The sequence below is a fragment of the Polynucleobacter sp. es-MAR-4 genome (genome assembly GCF_018882055.1).
Taxonomy (GTDB): Bacteria; Pseudomonadota; Gammaproteobacteria; order Burkholderiales; family Burkholderiaceae; genus Polynucleobacter.
Genome location: NZ_JACVPF010000001.1, coordinates 606,463 through 631,843, shown reverse-complemented (window position 1 = coordinate 631,843; position 25,381 = coordinate 606,463). Strand labels below are relative to the sequence as shown.

The window sequence follows — 25,381 nt, the reverse complement described above, 5'->3', positions numbered from 1 at the left end:
GAGTATATGAGCATCGAACCCTCTGTAAGACTTGTTCAGCAAAACGATTATCAGTTTGCTATTTATTACAACGAAGAGCGAGAGCCAATGATCGGTGATGAGCCACCGCCCTTGGGTCAATCGCAGGGTGCAACGCCATCACAATTTTTATTGGCAGGCGTTGCCAATTGCTTATCTGATTCTTTGTTATTTGCTTTGAGAAAGTTTAAGCAAAATCCTGAGCCAATAGAAACTAAAGCCAGTTGTGAGATAGGTAGAAACGCTGAAAATAGATTGCGTATCTTGGCAATTCAGGTCGAGATTCGGATTGGTGTGCCTGGTAACACTCTTGAGAACCTGGAGCGTGTATTGGCTCAGTTTCAAGACTTCTGCACCGTATCTTCTAGCGTTAGCCTGGGCATTCCAGTCAATGTCACAGTCATCGATAGCGAGAACACAAAACTATATCCAGCAAGTTGAGTCTTCCAGGTCTGAAATAAAAAAAGCCGCAGAGGATTATCTGCGGCTTTTTTTATTTCTAAAAATAGAGTTTGAGCTAATTACTCTTCTTCGCGACGGAGATGTGGGAACAAAATCACATCACGAATATTGGGCGCATCAGTCAATAGCATGACTAAGCGGTCAATACCGATGCCGCAGCCACCAGTTGGAGGCATGCCGTATTCAAGTGCGCGAATGAAGTCATGATCGAAGTACATTGCCTCTTCATCACCAGCTTCTTTTTGCTCTACTTGCTTGCGGAAGCGATTGGCTTGATCTTCAGCATCGTTCAACTCGGAGAAGCCGTTAGCGATCTCGCGACCAGTGATAAATAGCTCGAAGCGCTCTGTAATACCAGGGCGTGTATCGGATTCGCGGGCAAGAGGGCTCACTTCGATTGGGTAATCGATGATGTAGGTTGGCTCCCATAGGTGTGACTCGGCAACCAATTCAAATAGAGCTAATTGAAGGGCGCCAATACCAGCGTTCTTCAAGGTAGGGGAGTCTGGATTCTCACCACCTTTTTTCAATTCAGCGCGAATGAATGCAGCATCATCTAACTGAGCTGGTTCATAGCTCTTGTTGGATTGGCCGCAATATTTAAGAATTGCTTCGGTGATAGTTAGACGCTGGAAGGGTTTGCTCAAATCGAGTTCACGGCCCTGGTGAGTCAGAACAGCAGTGCCTTGCGCATCGATCGCTGCGGCACGAATCAAACCTTCTGTGAAGTCCATTAACCAACGGTAATCGGTATAGGCCGCATAGAATTCCATCATTGTGAATTCTGGATTGTGACGTGGGCTAACGCCTTCGTTGCGGAAGTTGCGATTGATTTCAAACACGCGTTCAAAACCACCAACCACTAAGCGTTTTAAATATAGTTCTGGCGCAATACGCAAGAACATCTGCATATCTAAAGCATTGTGATGCGTAATAAATGGCTTAGCGGTAGCGCCACCAGGAATGGGGTGGAGCATTGGTGTTTCGACTTCCATGAAGTCTGCATCAAGCATATGGCGACGCAAGGAAGCGATCGTATTGCTACGCGCTCTAAAAGTATTGCGGCTCTCTGGATTCACAATCAAATCAACATAGCGCTGACGATACTTAGTCTCTAAATCTGAGAGGCCATGGAACTTATCTGGAAGAGGGCGCAACGATTTGCTTAGGAGACGTAGATTGCTACATTCAACTGAGAGCTCACCCTTATTGGTCTTGAATAAATTACCTTCAGCAGAGATAAAGTCACCCATGTCCCAGTGCTTAAATGCACCATGGGTATCCGCACCACTGATTTCATCATTAATGTAGAACTGAATCTGGCCGCTACGGTCTTGGATGGTTGCGAAGCTAGCTTTACCCATGACGCGCTTGAGCACCATGCGGCCAGCCACCTTGACATGTACCTTCTTGGCAGCTAATTCCTCTTTGGTGAGGCTATCGTAGTGAGTGTGTAGATCCGCAGCTAAGTGGGTTGGCACGAAGTCATTTGGAAATGCCACTCCGCCTTCGCGTAACTTGGCTAATTTCTCGCGGCGCTCTGCAATGATGTGGTTTTCATCAACAGCTTCAGTAGCTTGATTAGGATTGGAGTTCACTTGATCGTTCATATGGAATATAGATAGCTGGAATAGGGGTAATGAATCAAACGCCTTGCTTGAGGCTGGCTTCAATAAAGGCGTCGAGATCACCATCCAAAACTTTTTGTGTATTGGAGATCTCAACGTTGGTGCGTAAGTCTTTAATGCGGCTTTGATCCAGTACGTAGGAGCGGATCTGATGACCCCAGCCCACATCAGTTTTGCTGGCCTCAAGCTTGTCTTGCTCTGCACGACGCTTTTGCATCTCATGCTCATACAAACGTGATTTCAACATCGTCATCGCTTCTGCTCTATTGCGGTGTTGACTTCGGTCATTCTGACACTGCACCACAATTCCGGTTGGCAGGTGGGTCAAGCGAACTGCAGAGTCGGTTTTGTTAATGTGCTGACCACCCGCACCAGAGGCGCGATAGGTGTCGGTACGAATATCTGCTGGATTGACATCAATCTCAATCGAGTCATCAATCTCTGGATAAACATAGATACTGGCGAAAGAGGTGTGACGACCATTGGAGGAGTCAAATGGTGACTTGCGTACCAAGCGGTGCACGCCAGTCTCTGAGCGAAGGTGCCCATAAGCGTACTCGCCATCTACCTTAATAGTGGCACTCTTAATACCAGCAACGTCTCCATCTGATTCTTCAAGAATTTCTGTTTTATAGCCTTTGCGTTCGCAATACTTAAGGTATTGGCGGAAGAGCATGCTAGCCCAGTCGCAAGCCTCTGTTCCGCCAGCGCCCGCTTGAATATCAATAAAGCAATTACAGGAATCCATTTCGTTATGGAACATGCGACGGAACTCAAGATCATGAATGATCTTGCTGTAGCTCTCTACGTCCTGTTCGATAGCGCCAATGGTTTCAAAATCACTTTCTTCTTTGGCCATGTCGAATAGTTCGATGGCACCGGTGATATTGCTATTTAAATCAGTGAGGGTAGCAACAACACCATCGAGCAATTTCTTTTCTTTGCCGAGGGCTTGTGCTTTCTTTTGATCGTCCCAGATAGTGGGATCTTCAAGAATTGAGTTAACTTCAGTAAGGCGTCGTGACTTTACTTCGAAGTCAAAGATACCCCCGAAGTGCTTGCTCACGGGTGAGCAGATCGGACAGGGTATTTGAAATAATATTGAGTTGTTCGGCTTCCATCCCCTGATTATAAGGGGGTTATTAGAGCTCAGGCCTCGTCGTGGGCCTCAATCATGAGTTGCACGCGGGCCTGCCCCTGAAAGCGGTCAGTTACTAGGCGATAGGCCAGCTTGGCCTTGGCTGGCAATGGTTGGGTCCGATTGAACCAAACCCCGGTAAATGGCTTGCTAGCGATTTGACCATCTCCAATTGGGCGGAGTTGCAAGCGTAAATGTTTTTCTTTCATGAGGCTCTGTTGCCCAACCTCAAATTCCCCGTAAAAAATGGGTTGCGGAAAGCCCTGTCCCCAGATTTCTTCAGCCAGGAGATCGCCAGTTTCTGGGGTGAACTCAGATAGATCAAGGGAGCCATCATGAATATGGCGGCGCTCTAATAATTCGTCATTTAGTAATTCATTGGCAACTTGCTGAAATACCGCATCAAACTTTTCAAAATCTGCTTTTCTAATACTGAGGCCCGCTGCCATCGCGTGGCCACCAAATTTGAGAATGAGGCCAGGCTCACGTTTAGAAACAATATCCAAGGCATCTCGCAGATGAAAGCCTGTTAATGATCTACCGGAGCCACGTAACTCTTCTCCACTAGCGCCATCTGCGGGTGCAAAGACAATCGCAGGGCGATTAAAGCGTTCTTTGAGACGGGAAGCCACGATACCAACCACGCCTTGATGCCATTCTGCATTCCAAAGGCAAATGCTAGAGCGATCAGCCATAGTGCCCGCCAATTGATCTTCGGCAAGATGGGCGAGGGCGGCTTCTTGCATTCCACCTTCAATCACGCGTCTCTCTCGATTAATGCGGTCAAGTTCATAAGCCAGCTCAATAGCCTCATCAGGTTTATCGCTGAGCAATAGGCGAATGCCTAAGGTCATATCTGCCAGACGCCCTGCTGCATTTAGGCGAGGGCCGATGGCAAAACCTAGGTCAAAGGTATTGGCCTTGCGAGGATCACGCACGGCCGCCTGAAATAGCGCCTGAATACCAGCTTGAGATACGCCAGCACGTATGCGCTTTAAGCCATTCGAAACCAAGATGCGGTTATTGCGATCAAGCTGTGCAACGTCTGCTACGGTACCTAAAGCCACAAGGTCTAATAGGTTCTCAATTTTTGGCTGAGTCTCGGCAGTAAATTTTCCGCGCTTGCGCAGCTCCGCACGTAGAGCCACTAGTAAATAGAACATCACACCCACACCTGCAAGTGCTTTGCTTGGAAAGGTGCAGCCAGGTTGATTGGGGTTCACGATTGCAGTCGCCTTAGGCGGTCGATCGCCTGGCAAATGGTGGTCGGTCACGATGACTTCCATGCCTAACTCGCGAGCTCGCTCAACCCCGGCTTCGCTGGCAATGCCGTTATCTACGGTGATGAGATATTTGGGCTTAGGATTTTGCTGAGCTGCCAAGTCAACCACTTCTGGAGTGAGTCCGTAACCCATCGTAAAACGATTTGGCACCAAGAACTGAATGGGTGTATCTGGACTACCTAGCATCTTTAGGCCTCGGAGCGCAACGGCACACGCAGTAGCGCCGTCACAATCGTAGTCCGCCACCACCAGCATGGATTCCTTGCGCTCCAGGATATCGGCGAGTAGGGCGGCAGTGCTGATGCAGTTCTTCAGCTCAACTGGTGAGAGTAGTTGCTTGAGATCTAGCGAGAGTTCATCGGGTTTATCAATGCCACGTGCTGCATATAGTCTGGCAAGTAGTGGGTGTAAGCCGCTTTGTTGCAGCCAGCTGGCCGTGCGATCAGAGAAGGGGCGCCTTGAAAATACGCTCATGCTGAAATGATTTCTGACCAAGTTAAGGGCTCTGATTTTTTCCAGAAGGCCCATGACTTTTTATTTAAGTCTTTAGCCGTAAAGATTCTGTGGCGAGCTTGGCCCTTTGGAAAGTCGATAATTTCAATTTCATCTAACTCATGGCTCAAGAGGGCGCTTCTCAAGTTATCCCAAATACTCTCAGGACGTTCAATCCAGGCAAAGGTATTTTGTAGATCTGAAAAATGAATTTCATTCTGTTGAGGTATACCAAGATATTTGGCCAATCCAGCCAATAGTGGGTGGTCTCCATAAATCTGAGATGTATTGCCCAAGAACTTAGGCGCCTGAATATCCGCTAGCTTTCCGATGCCGCTAATCCAAAGGGAGTTAATGCTTGGATATCCACGTTGCTCACGTTCTTCATTAACTGGGTCAATGTGCCAAAGCATTTGAATTTCATTTTGAAGTTTGCGCCAGAGTTTGGCAATTCCAATTTCGCTCGTATCGCGCGGCATCCACCAATCGATATTGCGGCCATGCGCCTGATCAATGGAGTGGGTGGCTAAGCTAGCGAATGGGCCGGCTGGAATAAACCAATCGCGCTGTCCTTGGAATAAAACTTTGACCCCAAAATCTTCTTCGATAAAAGGGAGAGCAACTTGAAGTAAGTTGGCGGATTCATTTACTGTCAGATCAATCTGACTTTGGGCCATCAAAATCAGATGATCTCTGGTGGCATGAAGGTGAACCGGCTGAAGGCAAGCGATGATTTCATTCGGGTCTACCGATAAATCACTTTGACCTAATAACATTACTGGAGCAATCGGCAAGCGATCTCCTAAGAGAAAGCGTTCCTGCGGCAAGCCGCTGGGCGGCTCATTCTGGTCCAATCCAGCGTCAATAGCATCCTCTCCTGACACCATCAGGGTGAAGCGTCGCAAAGCGCTTGCTGGGGAGGTGAAATTGGCAGTCATTCCCCTGATTTTAGGTGGCATTTACAGAAACCATTGGATTACCCATTTAATTCACTAAACTGTAACTATGTTGAGACTTCCTATCGAGCTAGAAATTGGCCTACGCTATACCCGTTCCAAGCGTCGTAAGACCGTGGGCAAGCGTGATGGCTTCCTTTCCTTTATTTCCGGAATCTCCACCGCAGGCATCGCTTTAGGCGTTGCCGCCCTGATTGTGGTGCTTTCGGTGATGAATGGGTTCCAAAAGGAAGTGCGCGATCGGATGCTTTCCGTACTTTCTCACGTTGAAATTACCGCTCCAGATGGTCTCGCCAATTGGGAGCCAATTGCTCTGAAGGTAGCTGCTCAGCCCCACGTAGTTGGTGTCGCCCCAATGGTGAGTTCACAAGGTTTATTGAGTCGTGATAGCGTGATGCGCGGCGTCTCTATACGCGGGGTGCTACCCAGTGAAGAGGGTAAAGTTTCTGATTTACCTAAGCAGTTCGTCGCTGGCAGTATTGAAGATCTCAAGCCGGGTGCTTTTGGAGTTGCCTTGGGTGCACAGCTTGCCAATATCGTTGGTGCGCGTGTGGGCGATCGTATTAATTTGATCGTGCCAGAAAGTGATCTCACGCCTGCAGGTGCTATGCCTAGAATGCGAACACTGCAAGTAGTTGGCATTGTGGATAGCGGTCATTATGAATATGACAGTTCTTTAGCCATCATGCATTGGAAAGACGCCGCTGCTTTATTACGCTTGAAAGACCCATCTGGTTTACGTGTCAAGGTAGACGATATGCAGCGGGCGCCAGAGATTGCTTCTGAGTTAGCTCAGGTTGTTCCACAAGCTTTATGGGTGAGCGATTGGTCGCGCTCTAACCGAAATTGGTTTGCTGCTGTTCAGACTGAAAGAAAGATGATGTTCATCATCCTGACCTTGATCATTGCTGTAGCTGCATTTAATTTGGTTTCTACTCTGGTGATGACTGTCAATGAGAAGCAGGCCGATATTGCGATCTTAAGAACCATGGGTGCAAGCCCAGGGCTCATTCAAAGAATCTTCTTAGTGCAAGGCTTAGCGATTGGCTTATTAGGCTCTCTCGCGGGAGTTGGTTTGGGTCTACTAATTGCTTTAAACATTGATGTGATTGTTCCTGCTATAGAAGCGATCTTCCGAGTGCGCTTCCTGCCACGCGATGTGTACTTTATTAGTGAGTTGCCTTCCGATGTGCGTTTATCTGATGTAGTGACGGTTGGTTTGATGGCTTTCGGCCTCTCTGTGTTGGCTACCTTGTACCCAAGTCGCCGCGCCGCCCAAGTTCAACCTGCGGAGGCATTGCGCTATGAGTAATTCCAATCAAACCATTCTGAGCGCTTCTGGTTTAGCAAAGACCTACGGCAAAGGTGCAACAGCGGTTGATGTCCTCAAAGAGATTGATTTGCAAGTGAACGCCTCCGAAAAGGTTGCCATCGTAGGATCTTCTGGCTCAGGGAAAAGTACCTTATTGCACCTTTTGGGTGGCTTAGATACTCCGAGTGCGGGCACTGTGATTCTTGCTGGGAACAATCTACATAAATTGCCAGTGAGTAAATTAGATCAGCTTCGTAACCACAGTCTGGGATTTATTTACCAGTTTCATCATCTCTTAGACGAATTCAGTGCCGTTGAGAATGTGGCTCTTCCATTACGCATTCGTGGGCTAAGCAATGAAGAGTCCATGGAACGTGCAAATACAATGTTGCACGCAGTAGGCTTGGCAAAGCGAGTGCAACACACCCCAGGTGAGTTGTCTGGCGGCGAACGCCAACGTGTTGCTGTAGCTCGTGCGCTAGTCGGTAACCCCGTTTGCGTTCTAGCGGATGAGCCAACGGGTAATCTGGATACCGAAACTGCTGATGGCGTATTTGACTTGATGTTGGATATTGCTCGTGAGCAGGGCACTGCTTTTGTGATCGTGACCCATGATCCTATTCGCGCTAAACGTTGTGACCGAATTTTGCATTTAGAGCGCGGAGTATTAAAGACGTTCGCACAATGAGCGATGCCAGCACAGAGCTCACTTGGGTTGATACCCATTGCCATCTAGATGCGCCAGAGTTTGATGGCACGCTTTCGGAAATTATTTCAAGTGCAGTGAATAAGGGTGTTAAAGCCATTTTGCTGCCGACAGTTCAAGCCTCCGATTGGAAGCAGGCTAAAAATTTAGCAAACCAGTATGGCAATCAAATTCCAGGATTAGTCTACACGCTAGGTATTCATCCTCTGTATATCAATCAAGCCCAAGAGAGTGATATCGAGATTCTTAAAAATCAAATTGAGCAATCATTGAATGATCCTCGATTTGTCGGGATTGGTGAGATTGGCTTAGATTATTTTGTCGAGGGCCTCGATCCTCAGCGCCAAGAGTATTTTTTCCATAAGCAACTCGATTTGGCTCAGCATTTCCGGCTGCCAGTAATTTTGCATGTGCGCCGTTCACAAGACGCCATCCTGAAAGCGTTACGCAAAAGAAAGGTGCCCGGTGGCATCGCACATGCATTCAATGGCAGCCATCAGCAAGCCGAGCAATTTATCGAGCTAGGTTTCAAGCTTGGCTTTGGCGGTGCTGCAACCTACGATAAAGCCTTACAAATTCGTCGCCTCTTACAAGAGTTACCTCTCGAAAGTATCGTTACCGAAACCGATGCTCCTGATATTCCACCGGCATGGCTCAAGGAGGAGGGCGGTCGGCTTAATGAGCCCGCCTTACTCCCGAGAATTGCTCAGCAATTGGCTGGCATTCGAGGCGCTAGTGAGGAAGTATTTGCAAGGTCAGTTTGGCAAAATGCCATGCATGCATTACCTCGTTGGTCATCTCTCATGACTTGCAAACCAAACCCACAATCCGCTTCCTAAGAACTTGCGCATCAATATTGCGGCGTTCATCGCCGGGGGATCGCTTCTTCTATTTTTGCCTGTCGTGCCAGAGAATTGGGCTTGGATCTGTGCGGCGACCATTGCCATCTCCCTATTTGGTGTTTGCATCAATTACACCTCAATCCAAAACTGTTATGCGAGTAGCGCATTCCTAGCGGTTTGTTGTTTCGCCTTGGGGTTTGCCTGGAATGCCCGGTACGCACAAAGTCGATTGGCTAATGTCCTTTCAATAGAGTATGAGAGCAAAGATCTTATTCTCGAGGGCAGAGTTAATGCCTTGCCACAGAGCTCTCCTGGTGGCGCAAAGTTTTCATTTGAGGTAGATCATGCATTTCTAGGGAAAGAACTTATTCAGTCGTTTCCTTCGCAGGTCTATTTGAGTTGGCAACCAGCATGGCGTAATCCCCATAGCATTCCAGAGATTATTCCGGGTCAGCGTTGGGAATTCAAAGTCAAAATCAAAAGACCCTATGGATCTCTAAATCCCCACACTTTTGACTTTGAGCGCTGGTCTTTTCATCAAGACTTTGGTGCCAGCGGATCAGTTAGGTCGGGAAAGTTATTGCTTGAAAAAGATATTGCCTTTACTGAGTTCGTTCTAGCCATGGAATATCAGCGCTGGAAATTAAGGCAAAAGATTCAACGTTTATTGCCAAGAGATGCGCGCTATGGCGGTGTGATTGCAGCTTTGGTGATGGGTGATCAGAATGCGATTGCTCAAGAGGATTGGCGTGTATTTAATGCAACCGGCATCGGTCATCTTATAAGCATCTCTGGTCTTCATGTAACGATGTTGGCGGGATTTGGTGCCATGCTTGCTGCATTTATATGGCGCCGAAATTCTCTGCCCCTATTTATTCCGGTAAGTAAAGTTGCTGCAGCAGCAGGATTTTTGACGGCATTTGTATATGCTTGGTTAGCAGGTTTTCAGATTCCGGCGCAGCGGACAATGTATATGGTCGGAGTAGTTGCTTTTGCTCTCTGGTCAGGCAGAAATCCCCGTTCATTCGATATCTGGTGGTGGGCACTTGCATTTGTTCTGTTGGTTGATCCGATGGCACCCTATACACCTGGGTTCTGGCTATCGTTTGGCGCTGTAGCGGCAATTTTGTATGCGATGCAGGATTCGGATGGCTTATTGGGTGTACCTACTGGCAGAGAGCTGCAGCTTGATTGGCGACATAGAGTGACGCAAGCTCTTAGAGAGGCTTGTCGAGTTCAGGCGGTTGTCACTATTGCACTTCTACCATTGACCTTGTATTGGTTTTCTCAGGTCTCGATAGTGTCACCGCTAGCAAATGCAATCGCCATTCCCGTGGTGAGTTATATCGTAACCCCTCTAGCTATCGCAGGCGCTTTACTCCCCGACTTTATTGGTAAATGGCTGTTGATCCCAACACATATCACGATGGATTACTTAGCAATCATGCTTACTTGGATGGCTAATTGGAAATGGGCAATCGCCTGGTCTAGTCAGCCCGCTTGGTGGGCGATGTTGTTCTCAACTATCGGCATTATTGTGGCGATTCGTCCGGGCTCTATCAGGGAAAGTTGGATGTCTAGAGTGGTCGGGCTCATGCTCACTACAAGTTTATTTATTTATCCAACTCAAAATACCAATTTATCTCAAGGTGAATTTCGGGCAACAGTGTTGGATATTGGCCAGGGCACAGCAGTCCTTATCGAAACCAAAACAAAAAAATTGCTTTATGACACCGGTCCCATTCAGGGGAAAGATAATGCTGGTCAAAGAATTATCCTGCCGTATTTAAGAGGGAGAGGAATTGATCATGTTGATCGGATGGTAATTAGCCATAGTGACAGTGATCACATTGGAGGTGCTGCAACCCTACTGAAAGAGATTCGCTTTGAGTCAATGATGGGTTCTTTGCCAAGCACCAATCCATTGCTCGCTAATCTAAGAGATAGAAGAATCCCTGCGATACCTTGCCGCTTTGGTCAGAAATGGAGGTGGGATGGGGTGGGGTTTTACATTTGGCATCCGAATGAGTTCACAGTTTTTGAGGATCAACATCCTAGAAAGCCAAATGAGGTCAGTTGTGTTCTAGAGGTTCGTAACTCAAGAACTTCATTCTGGTTGACGGGGGATGTAGAAAAGCAGGGTGAGGCCGAAATCACTGAGCGATTAACTCGTGCTGCCCTCAATGATTTGAATGATAAGAGTTTGATATTCATGGCCCCACATCACGGTAGCAAAACATCCTCATCTCAAGAGCTCTTAACTGCGCTAAATCCTGATGAAGCATTTGCACAAAACGGATATCGCAATCGATATGGTCATCCACATCCAACGGTCACCGCCCGATATGAGGAGATGAGTATCCCCTTCTATCAAACACCGATGACTGGTGCGCAGATATGGCAATTTTCGGCCGCATTAGAGTTAAACCAAGGAGAACCGCTATTTTGGCGAAAGCATGACAAGCGCTTGTGGCATCGACACTCTAAATACAGCGTAAACTGAGTCTATGAAGAAGTTCATCACATTTTTATTTATCAGCCTCTTTGTCAGCCAAATCAATGCTGCGATGATGCCTGTTGATTTAAATGCAGAAAGCACTGCGGTAATAGTTTCCGGGCATGATCATTGCCAAGAGATGGCATCAGTTGGCCACTCTGAAGAAGGTATGTCCAGTACCAACATTAGTCCTACCCATTACTGCTGTGCAGTCGTTGCGATTCTTACTGCTTCACCCGAGTTTTTTTCAGTCAAGCAGGCCGATGTATATGTGCGCAGCGATATTTCAAGACCAAAATCTAGTATTGCTGAGTCTATTTACAAGCCTCCCAAAAATTATCTTTAGTCACTTTTGATTGTGGCATTTAGATGCCTTTTGATAATTTCCGTTTTGGAGAAGACTTATGAACATGACTCACTACATGGAGCTATTGGCTGACAATCAGCCTTGGAACCTCTTAATCTTTATGGCAATACCAATTGTGCTTGCTGAAACTTTGGCAATCACTGAGCTGTATATCCTATTTACTAGGAAGTTTGATGGCTTTGTTTATCACCTGAATCGATTTGCGGGCACGACAGTAGGCCTGTATTTTATTGGTGTGATCGCCTATTTAATGACTACTGCTGTGCTGCCGATTACTAAAAATCATGAATGGCGTACTGCAATTGATGTGATAGCGGTTGGTAGTTATCTGATTGGGGGCTTGCCTTTGATCTGGATAGCCTTGCAAGAGTTTGGTTTTGTAAATAAAGCCCTAGATCAAATGGGTAAGCTCAAGATTCATGCTATCTGCGTAGCTTTGTTCTTAGTCTTTGGGCACATCGCCATGATTGCCGGCATGCTTGATCCTTCCTTACTTGGTTACAAAGGCGGTGGCGCCCATCAAATGGGTGCTGCTGGCAGTAGCGCTGACCATGAGTTCTGTCATCCAGAGATGCATGAGCAAATGAAGGGGGCGCATCAGCAGATGATGAATGGTGAAAGCATGAAAAATGTTAGTCCCAATAAAATGCCAATGAGTTCGCAAGGTCATTCGCATTAATGGTTGGTGTGCATGAATGTAAAAAGACCGCCCGAGGGCGGTTTTTTCATTGCGCTACTGAGGAATTACTCTAATTCTAATTTTTGCTTGGCAACAACGTCTTTATAAGTTGCCAGCTCTGCAGCCATTTCTTTCGAGAAGGCCTCAGGACCATTTACGTTAATGATGGAGCCGGTATCTTCAATACGTTTTCGTACTGTAGGGTCAAGGACTGCTTTTTGAGCCGCGGCATAAATCTTGTCTACAACATCTTTAGGCAAGCCTGCAGGTCCTAATAGACCGTAGTAGGCCATTCTGTTTGCAGGCGCTAAACCCACTTCAGTAAATGTAGGTACGTTTGGCAAAATCGCAAGGCGTTTAGGTGCTGCGATCACAATCGGAATCAGGCGACCATCTTTAATGAAGGGAGGGGCGGAAGGTAAGTTGTCAAACATGATGGGTACTTGGCCAGCTACAACATCGATAAGGCCAGGGCCTGCACCACGGTATGGGATGTGAACAATATAGGTCCCAGTCAAACTCTTGAAGAGTTCTGTTTGCATATGACCAATGCCGCCAGTGCCAGAGCTTGCATACGAGTATTTGCCGGGATTCTTTTTGATAACCTCAATAAACGTTTTGTAGTCTCTGGCTGGAAAGGATGGGTTCACCACAATCACATTCGGTGTCGCAGCAATATTCGTAATTGCTGTGAAGTCTTTCAGTGGGTCATAGCCAATCTTGCCATTAATTGCTGGATTGGATGCCGTAGTAGAAATGGTTGCAATTCCTAAGGTGTAGCCATCTTTTGGTGCGCGCACAACTTCTAGGGCGCCAACAGAGCCGCCACCACCAGCCTTGTTTTCCACAATGACAGATTGGCCTAATTGCTTGCTTAAAGGATCAGCCATGCTGCGCGCAATGATGTCGGTACTGCCGCCCGGGGCAAATGGAACAATGATCTTGATCGGTTTGTTAGGGTAGTTTTGGGCTATTGCGCCAAAGCTAATGAGTGAGCCGCAGGCTATTGCGACTAATTTACTAACTAATGTCATTACTTGTTCTCCAAAATAGACAATTCATGGGCATTGAGAATTCATGCCTCTATTTAGGATAGTAGACGACTGAGAGTATCCGAATAGACCTTTTCCCTACTTTGGGGCGTTATGCCTAGACATTGGGTGCCCGGAAAAGCAAAAAGGCTTCTGAGTCATATGACCTAGAAGCCTTCTACTTGTTTGGTTGCGGGGGCAGGATTTGAACCTACGACCTTCGGGTTATGAGCCCGACGAGCTGCCAGACTGCTCCACCCCGCGTCTGAAGCTGAAATTCTACCATTTTTTAAGGGTCTCTGTCGAGCAATACCTTTAAATAGAGCTCAAATAAGCGGCTTTTAGGGCTAAACATCACCCCTGAGTCAGTCTGCATAAGGAGTAACATATTGCCGTGCAACATCACCTTAAGGTTTTGAGATGTCGATTAGCAATCCAGAATTTTCCAGCTCCACACTTTTGAACCCAGTTGAGGTTCATGGAACAGGGGGCGAGCATAAAAAGAGCCTCGGCGTAATGATGCTTGCGGCAATCGGGGTGGTCTTTGGAGACATTGGTACCAGTCCACTCTACGCTCTCAAGGAGTGTTTTGATCCGGAGCACGGCATTGCATTTACACCAGAGGCGCTGTTTGGTGTGATCTCGATGATGATCTGGGCTCTGATTTTGGTGGTGACCGTGAAGTATGTGCTGTTCGTTATGCGGGCAGACAATAAAGGTGAGGGCGGCGTTCTCTCATTAATGGCGCTAGCTCTTCGCTCCTTCGATAGCAAATCAAAGAGTTACTTTTTCTTCATGATCATCGGCATGTTCGGTGCGTGCATGTTGCTTGGTGAGTCTGTGATTACGCCAGCAATCTCTGTTTTATCTGCGGTAGAGGGTATTGAGATTGCGGCACCCGCTTTGCATAAATTTATTATTCCGATCTCATTGATCATTTTGGTTGCCTTGTTTCTGATTCAGAAATACGGTACGGCTGCTGTAGGTAAATTATTTGGACCTGTGACGTTGGTGTGGTTTTTAACGCTAGCCGCCTTAGGGATAATTAATATTGGCGATGCGCCACAAATCATTGCAGCATTTAATCCTTGGTATGCCGTGAGCTTCATCATCAGTCATCCAACAACCGCTTATATCGTGGCGGGTGCGGTGGTATTGGTGGTTACGGGTGTTGAGGCTTTGTACTTAGATATGGGTCACTTCGGACGAACCCCGGTGCGTTATGCCTGGTTGATCGTAGTGCTGCCTAGCTTGTTGATTAATTATTTAGGTCAAGGCGCTTTAGTTCTGTCTAACCCAGAAGCGATTAAAAATCCGTTCTATTTAATGGTACCCGATTGGGCTTTGTGGCCAACAGTGGGTTTAGCTACTGCAGCCACTGTGATTGCTTCGCAGGCAGTTATCTCTGGCGCCTACTCTTTGGTTAGTCAGGCAATCTTGTTGGGCTTTATGCCTCGCATGAATATCCTGCACACATCTGATTCTGAGCAGGGGCAGATTTATATTCCGATTGTGAACTGGGCTCTGCTCTTTATGGTCGTAGCGACCGTAGTTTCGTTCAAGGGTTCCATGAATTTGGCGGCCGCTTATGGTATCTCGGTGACGTCAACGATGCTGATCACGACTATCTTGCTGGCTGTAGTGATGTTCCGTGAGTGGAAGATGAACATTATTCTCGTCAGCATTGTGACGATCGCATTCTTCATTGTGGATCTTGCTTTCTGGACTGCTAACTTAATTAAGATTAAGGATGGTGGTTGGTACCCATTAGCGCTTGGCTTACTTTGCTTTACTTGTCTCATCACTTGGTTCAGAGGTCGTCAGATTTTACGTAAGCGCGCCATGGAAGAAGGTATTCAACTGGCTAGCTTTATTGAGTCCTTACTCAAACATCCGCCACATCGTGTAGAGGGCACTGCAGTGTTCCTTACTGCGCACGTTGATTACTTGCCAGTTTCTTTCTTGCATAACCTCAAACATAACCACGTTTTGCATGAGCGTGTTTTCTTCCTAAAGGTCAGCATTTGGGATGTGCCTTATGTTAGCGACGAAGAGCGCATCACCATGAAAGATCTCGGTGGCAACATCCACGTAGTACGCGCTATCTACGGCTTTAAAGAAACTCCAGATATGGGCTCCATCATTGATTTGATTGAGAAGACCTTCGGCATGAAATTCGATTTGATGAATACCTCATTCTTTTTATCGCGAGACACGATCGTTCCATCAGCAATTCCAGGTATGGCAATGTGGCGTGAACGTCTGTTCTGTTGGATGTATCAAAACGCTGGTCGCCAATCTGACTTCTTCAAGATTCCTGCCAATCGTTTAGTTGAGCTTGGCGCAAAGGTCGAGATTTGAGAAAGCCAAGTTCTTTGCGCTCCTTAGTTTCATTAGGCGCTTTTCTGCTCGTTTGCTCCTTCAGCAACTTAGTGCTCGCCACTCCTGCTGAAGAGGCTCAGTTAGAGCAACTCGACAAGATTGAGCGTGAATTAGAGTTGCAGCGAGATTGGGCTAAATACCGTTGGGATAAATCAAACTCGGAGTGCTATCAAAAGTATTGGGTTAATAGTTGCTTAAAAGACTCCCGTGCTGAGTACCGTAAAGAGATTGATCCGATTCGTGCGCAAGAGGTGGAGTTGCATGAAGTGCAGCGTAAGTTGCGCGCTAGCATTAAAGATCAACGTGATGCCGCTAAGATCGCCGAACGTGCCTCTGCTGAAAAAGCGGCTGAGCGCTCAGCCAATCAGAAAGAATTTGAAGAGAAGCAAAAAGCAGCAGCAGCTCGTGCAGCAGATGTAGAGCAACGTCGTAAAGATGCGCCTAAGCGTGCTCAAGAGAATAAAGCGGGCACACAGCTCGATTAACTGATTTTTACTGCTGCACTAACTAATTACTAGGTAATACTTTGGCCAAGATTAAAACAATCTATATCTGTCAGTCATGCGGTGGGACTTCTGCTAAGTGGCAAGGACAGTGCCCTTCATGTCAGGCGTGGAACACGCTGGAAGAGGGCTTACCTGAGGTGAGTTCAAATACACGTTTTCAAGGTCTAGCGCAGTCGCTACCACGTCAAAAACTCTCTGCCATTTCTGCTGAAGACCTTCCGCGTTTTAGTACTGGCGTAGAAGAGTTTGATCGCGTACTGGGCGGCGGACTAGTTCCTGGAGGTGTAGTGCTCTTGGGTGGTGACCCAGGCATTGGTAAATCCACCTTATTGCTACAAGCGCTCGCTGAAATGAGTGCCGCAGGCATGAACGTCCTCTACAGTAGTGGTGAAGAATCTGCCGCTCAAATTGCACTGCGAGCAAAACGTATCGCATTGGATGCTCCTCAATTAGAGGTGTTGGCTGAGATTCAGTTAGAAAAGTTGTTATCCATCATGGATACGGTCAAGCCACAGGTATTGGTGGTCGACTCTATTCAGACCTTGTATTCAGAAGTGTTGAGCTCAGCTCCAGGGTCTGTTGCGCAAGTCCGCGAGTGTGCGGCACAACTCACCAGAGCTGCTAAATCTAGTGGCATCTGTGTCCTCATGGTGGGACACGTCACGAAAGATGGTCATTTGGCCGGCCCACGTGTACTTGAGCACATTGTCGATACGGTACTTTACTTTGAGGGCGATACCCATTCTTCATTTAGATTGGTGCGCTCGATTAAAAACCGCTTCGGCGCAGTCAATGAGCTCGGTGTATTTGCTATGACTGAAAAAGGTCTGCGCGGAGTGGCTAATCCTTCAGCAATTTTTCTGTCTCAGCATGCAGAGATGGTGCCTGGCGCCTGCGTATTGGTTACGCAAGAGGGCAGTCGCCCACTCTTGGTAGAGATTCAGGCGCTCGTAGATACTGCGCACATTCCCAACCCTCGCCGCTTGGCTGTTGGTTTGGAGCAGGCTCGTTTAGCCATGCTCTTGGCGGTACTACATCGTCATGCGGGTGTTGCCTGTTTTGATCAAGACGTCTTCTTAAACGCAGTGGGTGGTGTGAAGATCTCTGAGCCAGCGGCTGACTTAGCAGTGTTGTTGGCAATTCAATCATCGATTCGGAATAAGGCGTTACCTAAAGAGTTGATTGTCTTTGGTGAGGTTGGTTTGGCTGGAGAGATTCGTCCCTGCCCACGTGGTCAGGAGCGCCTGAAAGAAGCTGCAAAGCTGGGCTTCACGGTAGCAATTATTCCGAAGGCCAATATGCCCAAGACAAAGATTCCGGGATTAAGGGTGATCCCGGTAGAGCGAATTGATCAAGCGATCTCTGCAGCAGCAGAGTTAAGCTAAGTCAACAATGAACTTAGCGTAAGTCTTCTGCCTGAATGAGTAGGACTTGCTCGTCGCCTGCGGATACTTCCATCCAAATGACGGGGATCTGCGGAAACGCTCTTTTAAAGTGCTCATACTCATTGCCAATCTCAATCAAAATGGCACCACGTTCAGATAGGTAGTCAGAGGCACCAGCAATAATTTTACGGATGAGGTCCATACCGTCATCACCACCTGCTAATGCCAAGGCAGGTTCTGCGTGATATTCAGCAGGAAGAGCGTTCATGGAATTGGCATTGACGTAAGGCGGGTTGCAGATGATGAGATCAAAGAGATTGTCTTCATGGGGTTCTGGAAGCGCATCCCATAGATCGCCTTCAAAAAGTTCTACTTGAGAAGTGAGGCTATGACGATCAAGATTTCGAGAGGCAACTGCTAATGCAGGCAGACTAATGTCACAAGCGCTGACATGAATATCAGGACAAGCCAAGGCTAGCAAGATCGCTAAAGAGCCGTTACCGGTACATAGGTCCAAGGCTTTGCCATCGGCGGGCAACCAAGGCTCCAGTGAGCCATCAACAATGAGCTCAGCGATCCATGAGCGGGGAACAATACTTTGCTCGCTGGAGTAAAAAGGTACGCCCATTAACCAAGCTTCACCCAAAATGTAAGCCAAGGGCTTGCGTGTCGAGATGCGAGTTTCGGTAACTGCAAAAGCCCTGGTAATTTGCTCGGCAGTCATGACTTGTTCTAGGTGGTCGAGTGCATCTGCAGGACTTAGATTCAGTTGTTTGCTGGCGATCCACAGTGCCTCGCTCCCGGCATCAATGGCACCATGCCCATAATGCAAATCCGCTGCTTCTAGTCGTTGTGCAATTTGATCAATGCATTGATCAAGCGTCAGAGATTGCTGGGGCGCAGGGGCCATTATGTATAGAAAGTAATTAACTAAGCAGTCTTAAGCAACAAGTTGCTCGAGAGTCTTGCGGAAGATATTTTTGAGTGGCACAACATCATCCACAATCACGCACTCATCAATTTTGTGACTTGTTGCGTTAAGTGGACCAAACTCGACCACCTCTTTGCAGATCTTAGCAATGAAGCGACCGTCACTTGTGCCACCAGTTGTGGAGAGCTCAGTATCGATTTTGGTTTCAGATTTAATGGCTTTACGAAGAGCGCCAGCAAGAGCGCCATCGCCAGTAATGAATGGACTGCCGCCTAGGACCCAGTCAATCTCAAAATCTAGGCCTGCGGCACTGAGGATGCCCTCTAGGCGACTACGCAACTCTTCTGGCTTGCTCTCGGTAGAGAAGCGGAAATTGAAATCAATTGCTAGCTCGCCTGGAATGACATTGTTCGCGCCAGTGCCCGCATGAATATTGGAGATCTGAAAGCTAGTAGGTTGGAAATACTGATTACCTTTGTCCCACTCAGTTTCAACAAGTGCTTGAATCGCTGGTGCTGAAATATGAATCGGATTTTTACCAAGGTGAGGGTAGGCAATGTGCGCCTGAATTCCTTTGACCCGAAGTTTGCCTGAGAGTGATCCACGACGACCGTTCTTAATCATGTCGCCAAGCCGATCAACAGAAGTGGGCTCACCAATCACGCAGTAATCTAAACGTTGGCCATGCTTCTGCAGGCGCTCACACATAATGACCGTGCCATCATTTGCGGGACCCTCTTCATCACTCGTAATCAAGAAGGCGATAGAGCCTTTGTGATTAGGGTGGGTGATGACAAATTCTTCTGTGGCAACCACAAATGCCGCCAGTGAGGTTTTCATATCCGCAGCGCCACGACCATAGAGCATGCCATCTCGAATGGTCGGGGTAAATGGATCGTTGGTCCATTTTTCTAGTGGGCCAGTAGGTACAACGTCGGTATGGCCGGCAAACATTAAGACTTCGCCTTGATCCCCAGCCGTACCTTTTTTGATTGCCCACAAATTAGTAACCTGAAAACTCTCCGGGCCACTAACCACGCTCTCAGTATGAAAGCCTATAGCTTGAAGGCGTTTAGCAATGAGCTCCTGACAGCCCCCGTCCGCTGGGGTTACCGAGCGGCAGGAGATGAGGGCTTCAGTTAGCTCAAGGGTGGCGCTCATAGATTTAGCTTAATCGCGCAAGAGTTCGTTGATCGCAGTCTTAGCTCTAGTCTGAGCATCAACCTTTTTCACGATGATCGCTGCGTACAGGCTGTACTTGCCACAGGCAGAAGGAAGTGAGCCTGGAACCACAACAGAACCCGCTGGTACACGACCGTAATGGATTTCACCGGTTTCGCGGTCGTAGATCTTGGTACTTTGACCAATGTATACGCCCATAGAGAGAACTGCGTTTTCTTCAATAACAACGCCTTCAACGACCTCAGAGCGGGCGCCAATAAAGCAGTTATCTTCAATAATCACTGGGCCGGCTTGGATTGGCTCTAGAACACCGCCAATACCAACGCCACCAGAAAGGTGAACGTTTTTACCGATTTGAGCGCATGAGCCTACGGTTGCCCAGGTATCAACCATGGTGCCTTCACCTACATAAGCGCCAATATTGACGTAAGAGGGCATTAAAACGGCATTTTTGCCAATAAATGAGCCACGGCGAGCCATTGCAGGGGGAACTACGCGGAATCCGCCATTGGCGAAGTCTTCTGCGGTGTAGTGCTCAAACTTGCTTGGCACCTTGTCGTAGAACTGGGTATAGCCACCAGCACCCATGGGTTTGTTGTCTTCCAGGCGGAAAGAGAGCAAAACAGCCTTCTTTACCCACTGATTTACTTCCCATTTGCCGACGCTACGGCGTTCAGCCACACGAATGCTGCCGGTATTGAGGCCTTCGAGTACGGCGTTCACGGCGTTGCGAATTTCTCCAGAAACGGCCTCAGGAGACAGGTTTGCGCGGTTTTCCCAGGCTTGTTCGATGATGCTTTGTGGTGATTGGCTCATGCTTTTCAGTTAACTATCAGATTGTTAAGGGGTTTTGCCCCTGGAAGTAGATTAATCATTATATCGGTGGGGCAAAAACCCGTGTGAGGAGCCCCAAGCTTGCTATCATCTTCCCACTTTAGTAATAATTTTTACCCCCTTATTTGAACCCCTTTTTTCCCTGCAAAGTACGCCGTGCAACTGAAATCCATCAAACTTTCCGGCTTTAAGTCATTCGTAGACCCAACCCATTTCGAAATGCCAGGTCAATTGATCGGTGTTGTGGGTCCTAACGGTTGCGGAAAGTCGAACATTATTGACGCTGTACGCTGGGTTTTAGGTGAGTCTCGCGCTAGTGAATTGCGTGGCGAATCGATGCAGGACGTGATTTTTAATGGTTCGGGTTTGCGTAAACCATCTGGCCGTGCCAGCGTTGAACTCATTTTTGATAATTCAGAAGGACGTGCTCAGGGTCAGTGGAGTGCTTTTACAGAATTAGGTATCAAACGCGTTTTAACGCGTGATGGCAATTCCAGTTACTACGTCAACAATCAAGTTGTACGCCGTAAAGACATTCAAGATATTTTCTTGGGCACAGGTATGGGTCCAAGAGGCTACGCCATCATTGGTCAAGGCACGATCAACCGCATCTTGGAAGCAAAGCCAGAAGAATTGCGCGTGTTCTTGGAAGAAGCTGCGGGCGTTTCTAAATATAAAGAGCGCCGCAAAGAAACCGCCTCCCGTCTTGAAGATACAAAAGAAAACTTAGTACGCGTAGAAGATATTCTGCGTGAGCTCGATCAACAGCTCAACCGCTTAGAGAAACAGGCAACCGTAGCCGAGCGCCATGCTGAACTCTCTACTGAGATGAAGTCTCAGCAGCAGTTACTCTGGTTTGTTCGTCAGACTGAGGCTGGTAAAGAGCAAGAACGTCATGCCAATGGCATCCGCGACACTCAAGTTAACTTAGAAGAGCAGACTGCAAAAATGCGTCATGCTGAAACTGAGCTTGAGACTATGCGTACAGAACAATACGCATTGCAAGATAAGGTGTCTCAAGCTCAAGGTGACTTGTATCAAACCAATGCTGATGTCAGTCAAGTAGAGGCACAGATTCGTTACGTGCAAGAAGCACGTCAGCGCCTGCAGCAGCAATCTCAAGATTTACAAGCCCAACTTCAACGTTGGACTGTTCAAGAAACAGATGCTGCGCAAGCACAGCGCACTGCCGAGCAAGAACTCAGCTTAGCTGCAGAAAAAGAACAAACACTCATTGCTGATTTATCTGGCTTGCAAGAGCAAATGCCATCCCGCGAAGAGGCTTATCAAGTTCACGCACGCGAACTCAATGATGCTCGTGAGAACTTGGCAACGATTGATCAGCGCTTAGCTAGTTTGGGTGAGCGCGTTAAAGCTATTACTACTCAAGTTGAAGAGCTCAAGGGGCGCGATACCCGTCTTGAGGCAGAGCTTGCTGGTATGCGTAGACCCGATGCCGAAGCATTGCAAATGGCAATTGATCGTCATGCGATGGCGCAGCGCAAAGTGGATGAAGCAAGACAGAAAGCAGGCGAGGCGCAGCAACGTGTGCCAGCTGCCGATGAGGCTCGCAACACTGCACAGCAACAGATTCAATCAGCTAATCAAGAATTAGCTCAAACCGAAGCAAAGCTCACTGCATTAACTGCATTGCAAGCGAGTGTTCAGGCGCAAGGAAAGATTGGTCCATGGCTTGAGAGTAAAGGTTTAAAAGAGAGCAAACGTTTATGGCAAGAGCTCAAAGTTGAGAGTGGCTGGGAAGCGGCATTAGAGTCTGTATTGCGCGAGCGCTTAGCTGCCGTTACAGCGAAAAGCGTTCAAGAAACTTTGGCTTTAGCGAATGACGCTCCTCCAAGTCGTTTAGCGATTTTATTAACAGAAGATATTTCTCCTGCGCACACTGCTGTGCCAGCAGATTTCATTCCTCTATTGACCCGCGTTCAAAGCGCAGGTGCACCACGTGTTGCCGCCGTATTACAAGAGTGGTTAGATAATATCTATATTGCCAATAGCTTGGAAGATGCATTGCATCGTCGCGAGAAGTTACCCGCTGGCGGCGCTTTCGTTACCCAACAAGGTCATTTGGTTAGTCGTGTGGGCGTCCAGTTGTATGCGGCAGACTCTGAGCAAGCGGGTATGTTGGCACGTGCTCAAGAGATGGAAGGTCTTGAGAAGCAATTGCGTGCTCAGAAGCTAATTCAGAGTGAGTTGCAAGGTGAGTTGGATCAATGTGTTGTCAACTATCAAGCCGCCCACCAGGCTGCTGAACAAACTCGCATCGCTGCTGAGCAAGCCGTTCAAGAAGTGCATGGTTTTGAAGTAGAAAGAATGCAATTAACTCAAGCCGAAGAAAAATACAGCCAACGCGCTGAACAAATTCAGGGTGAGTTAAGTGAGCTGCGTCAGCAAATGGAGCAATTGACTCAAACTCAAGAGCAATCTGCAGAAGAGCTTGCGCAATCAGAAGAATCTAAACAAGGCTTACAAGAGAATCTGGCAATTGCTCAAGAAAAACTCGAGTTAGCCACTCAAGAACGTGATCGTCTCCGCGAGGCTTTACGTTCGTCCGAGATGTCCGCTCAAGAAGCGGCATTTGCAACTCGCTCTTTACAACAGCGGATTGCTGACTTACAGCGCGATCAAAGTACTGCTCGTATCCAGATCATGGAGATCCAGGATAAGCAGGCTACTTCTGAGCAAGAGCTTGAAACGCTCAGCGATGAAGAAGCGCAAGACAAATTACAAGGCCTCTTGTTGGCTCGCAGTGCTCGTGAAGCTGCATTAGCCAATGCCCGTACTGAACAAGATGCGTTATTGCATCAATTACGTGAAGCGGATGAAGTGCGTTTACAGATTGAGCGTAGCCTTCAGCCAATGCGTGACAAAGTGGTTGATTTACAGTTGCGTGAACAGGCTGCCCGTTTGAACTTCGAACAGTTTGCAACCTTACTTTCAGATGCTGAAGCAGACCTCACTGCATTGGAATCTAGCTTTAGTCCTGATCTCAAAGTAGGCGCATTGCAAACTGAGGTTAACCGTCTGAATTCTGAGATTCAGTCTTTGGGTCCAGTCAATATGGCTGCGCTGGATGAGCTATCCAGCTCACGTGAGCGCAAGCAGTTCTTGGATGCACAGTCTGCTGACTTGAATGAAGCAATGCAGACTTTGACGGATGCGATTGCCAAGATTGATGCTGAAACCCGTGATCTCTTGCAAGGCACCTTTGATCAGGTTAATACCCATTTTGGAAAACTATTCCCTGAGCTATTCGGTGGTGGTCATGCTGAGTTGGTAATGACTGGCGAAGAGATTCTCGATGCTGGTGTGCAAGTGATGGCACAACCTCCAGGCAAAAAGAACAGCTCTATCTACTTACTCTCCGGTGGTGAAAAAGCCTTGACCGCGATTGCCTTGGTCTTCTCCTTATTCCTCCTCAATCCTGCACCATTCTGTTTGCTCGATGAGGTTGATGCACCATTGGATGATGCGAACACCTTGCGTTATGCGCAGATGGTTGCCAAAATGTCTAATAAGACTCAATTTGTGTTCATCTCACATAACAAGATCACTATGGAAATTGCTCATCAGTTGATTGGTGTCACCATGCAAGAGCAGGGTGTATCTCGTATTGTGGCGGTGGATATTTCTTCTGCAGTATCTATGGTGGAGGCAGCTTAAGTGGATCTAGAGCAATTCATGACAATGCTAGGTTTGTCTGATTTGCAATTCGCTTTGGCTGTTATTGGCCTACTGATTCTGATTTCAGTAGCCGTTCTCAATCTCAAATACGCTCGCGCACGCCGCAAGGCAAAAGCTGCTGGTGAATACTCTGCTGATAATCGCTTTATAAAAGAACCCTCATTTGGCCAAGGTTTTGCTGAGGCTGAAGAACGGGCCGAGCCTTCTTTTGGCGAGATTAATCTCCCAGTAATCTCTGTCCCGGAAAGTTTCTCGATTGATCCTCGGATTGATTGCGTGATCACTCTGCGTTTTGACGAAGGCATTAGTGGTGCTGAAATTCTTGAAGAGATGAAGTTATGGGCTGATGGGCCATCTAGCTCAACAGCGCGCTGGATGTGTGAAGGATTAAATGCAGACGTTGATGCTGCTGAAGATTGGGAAGCCCTGCGTCCAGAAGCTTCTTATTCTGAGTTGCAGTTAGCAATTCAATTGGCTAGCCGCCGTGGCCCGATTGGTGTTTTAGAGTTGTCTGATTTCTGTTCACGCGCTCAAGCGCTTGCAGAAACTCTGGGTTCTCAAATTGATATGCCAAGCGTCAGCACTATGCTCGAGAGCGCTAAAGAGCTTGATTCCATGGCAGCAGAGAGTGATATTCAATTGAGTATCAATGTGTTGTTTGATGAGGCATGCCCTGGAGCTAACTTTGATGCACTGATGCGTAAGCGCGGTTTTAGACTCTCTCGCAATGGCCGTGCTTATGAGTTCTTTAGTAATGGCGCACTGATCTTTACTAGCGCGGAAATTGATCCTAATGCGCCAGTTCAGCAGGTGACCTTGTTGCTCGAGGTGCCTTTGGTATCTCATGAGGAACGTGCTTTTGAGCGCATGCTCGGTGAAGGTATTGAGATCGCCCAAGCCGCCCATGGTCGCTTGGTAGATGACAACGGTATTAATCTGACAGAAGCTGCTGTGATTAGCATTCGTCAGCATCTCGATGTTTTATATGCGAACCTCGAGAAGGGTGGCGTTTCAGCTGGCTCTTCTACCGCTAGCAGACTCTTTAGCTAAG

Annotated in this window: 20 protein-coding genes and 1 tRNA gene; 12 read left to right on the top strand and 9 right to left on the bottom strand. The window is 47.6% G+C overall.

All coding sequences use genetic code 11. The features are described 5' to 3' along the window. The first annotated feature begins 6 nt into the window (after positions 1-6). Positions 7-459 carry an OsmC family protein gene (locus tag ICN16_RS03140; protein ID WP_216133937.1) on the top strand — a complete coding sequence of 151 codons (453 nt, stop codon included), beginning with the start codon at positions 7-9 and terminating at the stop codon, positions 457-459. 80 nt (positions 460-539) lie between these two features. Here ICN16_RS03140 and lysS read toward each other — a convergent pair whose 3' ends face one another. The 4 genes from lysS to ICN16_RS03120 all read right to left on the bottom strand — a co-directional run bounded on the left by lysS (position 540) and on the right by ICN16_RS03120 (position 5,959). Further along, positions 540-2,090, bottom strand: coding sequence for a lysine--tRNA ligase (lysS, locus tag ICN16_RS03135; RefSeq protein ID WP_216133935.1), 1,551 nt, complete (start codon positions 2,088-2,090; stop codon positions 540-542). A 34-nt stretch (positions 2,091-2,124) separates the two neighbouring features. After that, positions 2,125-3,229 (bottom strand): peptide chain release factor 2 gene (prfB, locus tag ICN16_RS03130; protein ID WP_215301335.1). Its coding sequence is split into 2 segments (ribosomal slippage): positions 2,125-3,147 and positions 3,149-3,229, totalling 1,104 coding nucleotides; the frame shifts between segments, so codons are not numbered across the junction. A 28-nt stretch (positions 3,230-3,257) separates the two neighbouring features. Continuing rightward, the gene (recJ, locus tag ICN16_RS03125) at positions 3,258-5,003 is read right to left on the bottom strand and encodes a single-stranded-DNA-specific exonuclease RecJ (RefSeq protein ID WP_216133932.1); all 1,746 of its coding nucleotides are present in this window, start codon (positions 5,001-5,003) and stop codon (positions 3,258-3,260) included. Next, on the bottom strand, positions 5,000-5,959 hold the full coding sequence (locus ICN16_RS03120) for a hypothetical protein (RefSeq protein ID WP_255533575.1): 960 nt from the start codon (positions 5,957-5,959) through the stop codon (positions 5,000-5,002). Before ICN16_RS03120 ends, recJ begins: the two co-directional genes overlap by 4 nt. A gap of 70 nt (positions 5,960-6,029) precedes the next feature. On the opposite strand from ICN16_RS03120, the gene ICN16_RS03115 reads away from it, so the two are divergent. The 6 genes from ICN16_RS03115 to ICN16_RS03090 are packed head-to-tail and all read left to right on the top strand — an operon-like array spanning position 6,030 to position 12,380. Next, entirely contained in the window at positions 6,030-7,289 is a 1,260-nt protein-coding gene (locus tag ICN16_RS03115) for a lipoprotein-releasing ABC transporter permease subunit (RefSeq protein ID WP_216135623.1), read from the top strand. Then, positions 7,282-7,977 carry an ABC transporter ATP-binding protein gene (locus ICN16_RS03110; protein WP_216133928.1) on the top strand — a complete coding sequence of 232 codons (696 nt, stop codon included), beginning with the start codon at positions 7,282-7,284 and terminating at the stop codon, positions 7,975-7,977. Before ICN16_RS03115 ends, ICN16_RS03110 begins: the two co-directional genes overlap by 8 nt. Further along, the gene (locus ICN16_RS03105) at positions 7,974-8,834 is read left to right on the top strand and encodes a TatD family hydrolase (RefSeq protein ID WP_216133926.1); all 861 of its coding nucleotides are present in this window, start codon (positions 7,974-7,976) and stop codon (positions 8,832-8,834) included. Before ICN16_RS03110 ends, ICN16_RS03105 begins: the two co-directional genes overlap by 4 nt. A 4-nt stretch (positions 8,835-8,838) precedes the next feature. Then, positions 8,839-11,340, top strand: coding sequence for a DNA internalization-related competence protein ComEC/Rec2 (locus ICN16_RS03100; RefSeq protein ID WP_255533574.1), 2,502 nt, complete (start codon positions 8,839-8,841; stop codon positions 11,338-11,340). 4 nt (positions 11,341-11,344) lie between these two features. After that, the gene (locus ICN16_RS03095) at positions 11,345-11,680 is read left to right on the top strand and encodes a hypothetical protein (RefSeq protein ID WP_216133924.1); all 336 of its coding nucleotides are present in this window, start codon (positions 11,345-11,347) and stop codon (positions 11,678-11,680) included. A 58-nt stretch (positions 11,681-11,738) separates the two neighbouring features. Continuing rightward, positions 11,739-12,380, top strand: a complete 642-nt coding sequence (locus tag ICN16_RS03090) for a DUF6803 family protein (RefSeq protein WP_216133922.1) — start codon at positions 11,739-11,741, stop codon at positions 12,378-12,380. 65 nt (positions 12,381-12,445) lie between these two features. Here ICN16_RS03090 and ICN16_RS03085 read toward each other — a convergent pair whose 3' ends face one another. Continuing rightward, on the bottom strand, positions 12,446-13,414 hold the full coding sequence (locus tag ICN16_RS03085; protein WP_216133920.1) for a tripartite tricarboxylate transporter substrate binding protein BugE: 969 nt from the start codon (positions 13,412-13,414) through the stop codon (positions 12,446-12,448). 184 nt (positions 13,415-13,598) lie between these two features. Beyond that, a tRNA-Met gene (locus ICN16_RS03080) sits at positions 13,599-13,675 on the bottom strand. Positions 13,676-13,831: 156 nt separating this feature from the next. Between ICN16_RS03080 and ICN16_RS03075 the strand changes: the two genes are divergently transcribed. The 3 genes from ICN16_RS03075 to radA are packed head-to-tail and all read left to right on the top strand — an operon-like array spanning position 13,832 to position 17,684. Then, positions 13,832-15,772, top strand: coding sequence for a potassium transporter Kup (locus tag ICN16_RS03075; protein WP_216133919.1), 1,941 nt, complete (start codon positions 13,832-13,834; stop codon positions 15,770-15,772). After that, on the top strand, positions 15,769-16,278 hold the full coding sequence (locus tag ICN16_RS03070) for a hypothetical protein (RefSeq protein ID WP_216133917.1): 510 nt from the start codon (positions 15,769-15,771) through the stop codon (positions 16,276-16,278). Before ICN16_RS03075 ends, ICN16_RS03070 begins: the two co-directional genes overlap by 4 nt. Positions 16,279-16,319: 41 nt before the next feature. Further along, positions 16,320-17,684, top strand: a complete 1,365-nt coding sequence (gene radA / locus ICN16_RS03065; protein ID WP_215301308.1) for a DNA repair protein RadA — start codon at positions 16,320-16,322, stop codon at positions 17,682-17,684. Between the two features lie 13 nt (positions 17,685-17,697). On the opposite strand, the gene prmB is transcribed toward radA, so the two are convergent. Genes prmB through dapD form a run of 3 tightly spaced genes read right to left on the bottom strand, consistent with a single transcriptional unit; the run spans position 17,698 to position 20,613 of the window. Then, positions 17,698-18,594, bottom strand: coding sequence for a 50S ribosomal protein L3 N(5)-glutamine methyltransferase (prmB, locus tag ICN16_RS03060; protein ID WP_216133914.1), 897 nt, complete (start codon positions 18,592-18,594; stop codon positions 17,698-17,700). Between the two features lie 30 nt (positions 18,595-18,624). After that, a complete protein-coding gene (dapE, locus tag ICN16_RS03055; RefSeq protein WP_216133912.1) occupies positions 18,625-19,776 on the bottom strand; it encodes a succinyl-diaminopimelate desuccinylase in 1,152 nt (383 codons plus the stop codon). Positions 19,777-19,785: 9 nt separating this feature from the next. Further along, the gene (gene dapD, locus ICN16_RS03050) at positions 19,786-20,613 is read right to left on the bottom strand and encodes a 2,3,4,5-tetrahydropyridine-2,6-dicarboxylate N-succinyltransferase (RefSeq protein WP_215333495.1); all 828 of its coding nucleotides are present in this window, start codon (positions 20,611-20,613) and stop codon (positions 19,786-19,788) included. A 174-nt stretch (positions 20,614-20,787) separates the two neighbouring features. Here dapD and smc point away from each other — a divergent pair, with 174 nt between their 5' ends. Further along, a complete protein-coding gene (smc, locus tag ICN16_RS03045) occupies positions 20,788-24,309 on the top strand; it encodes a chromosome segregation protein SMC (RefSeq protein ID WP_216133910.1) in 3,522 nt (1,173 codons plus the stop codon). 18 nt (positions 24,310-24,327) lie between these two features. After that, positions 24,328-25,380, top strand: a complete 1,053-nt coding sequence (locus ICN16_RS03040; RefSeq protein WP_216133908.1) for a cell division protein ZipA C-terminal FtsZ-binding domain-containing protein — start codon at positions 24,328-24,330, stop codon at positions 25,378-25,380. The last annotated feature ends 1 nt before the right edge of the window (position 25,381 follow it).

Excerpts from the sequence above, each read along its gene's own strand:
- dapD (WP_215333495.1), bottom strand. The coding sequence starts at position 20,613 with ATGAGCCAATCACCACAAAGCATCATCGAACAAGCCTGGGAAAACCGC.
- recJ (WP_216133932.1), bottom strand. The coding sequence starts at position 5,003 with ATGAGCGTATTTTCAAGGCGCCCCTTCTCTGATCGCACGGCCAGCTGG.
- dapE (WP_216133912.1), bottom strand. The coding sequence starts at position 19,776 with ATGAGCGCCACCCTTGAGCTAACTGAAGCCCTCATCTCCTGCCGCTCG.
- ICN16_RS03090 (WP_216133922.1), top strand. The coding sequence starts at position 11,739 with ATGAACATGACTCACTACATGGAGCTATTGGCTGACAATCAGCCTTGG.
- ICN16_RS03075 (WP_216133919.1), top strand. The coding sequence starts at position 13,832 with ATGTCGATTAGCAATCCAGAATTTTCCAGCTCCACACTTTTGAACCCA.
- ICN16_RS03085 (WP_216133920.1), bottom strand. The coding sequence starts at position 13,414 with ATGACATTAGTTAGTAAATTAGTCGCAATAGCCTGCGGCTCACTCATT.
- ICN16_RS03120 (WP_255533575.1), bottom strand. The coding sequence starts at position 5,959 with ATGACTGCCAATTTCACCTCCCCAGCAAGCGCTTTGCGACGCTTCACC.
- ICN16_RS03105 (WP_216133926.1), top strand. The coding sequence starts at position 7,974 with ATGAGCGATGCCAGCACAGAGCTCACTTGGGTTGATACCCATTGCCAT.
- ICN16_RS03095 (WP_216133924.1), top strand. The coding sequence starts at position 11,345 with ATGAAGAAGTTCATCACATTTTTATTTATCAGCCTCTTTGTCAGCCAA.
- prmB (WP_216133914.1), bottom strand. The coding sequence starts at position 18,594 with ATGGCCCCTGCGCCCCAGCAATCTCTGACGCTTGATCAATGCATTGAT.
- ICN16_RS03140 (WP_216133937.1), top strand. The coding sequence starts at position 7 with ATGAGCATCGAACCCTCTGTAAGACTTGTTCAGCAAAACGATTATCAG.
- ICN16_RS03040 (WP_216133908.1), top strand. The coding sequence starts at position 24,328 with ATGACAATGCTAGGTTTGTCTGATTTGCAATTCGCTTTGGCTGTTATT.
- ICN16_RS03110 (WP_216133928.1), top strand. The coding sequence starts at position 7,282 with ATGAGTAATTCCAATCAAACCATTCTGAGCGCTTCTGGTTTAGCAAAG.
- lysS (WP_216133935.1), bottom strand. The coding sequence starts at position 2,090 with ATGAACGATCAAGTGAACTCCAATCCTAATCAAGCTACTGAAGCTGTT.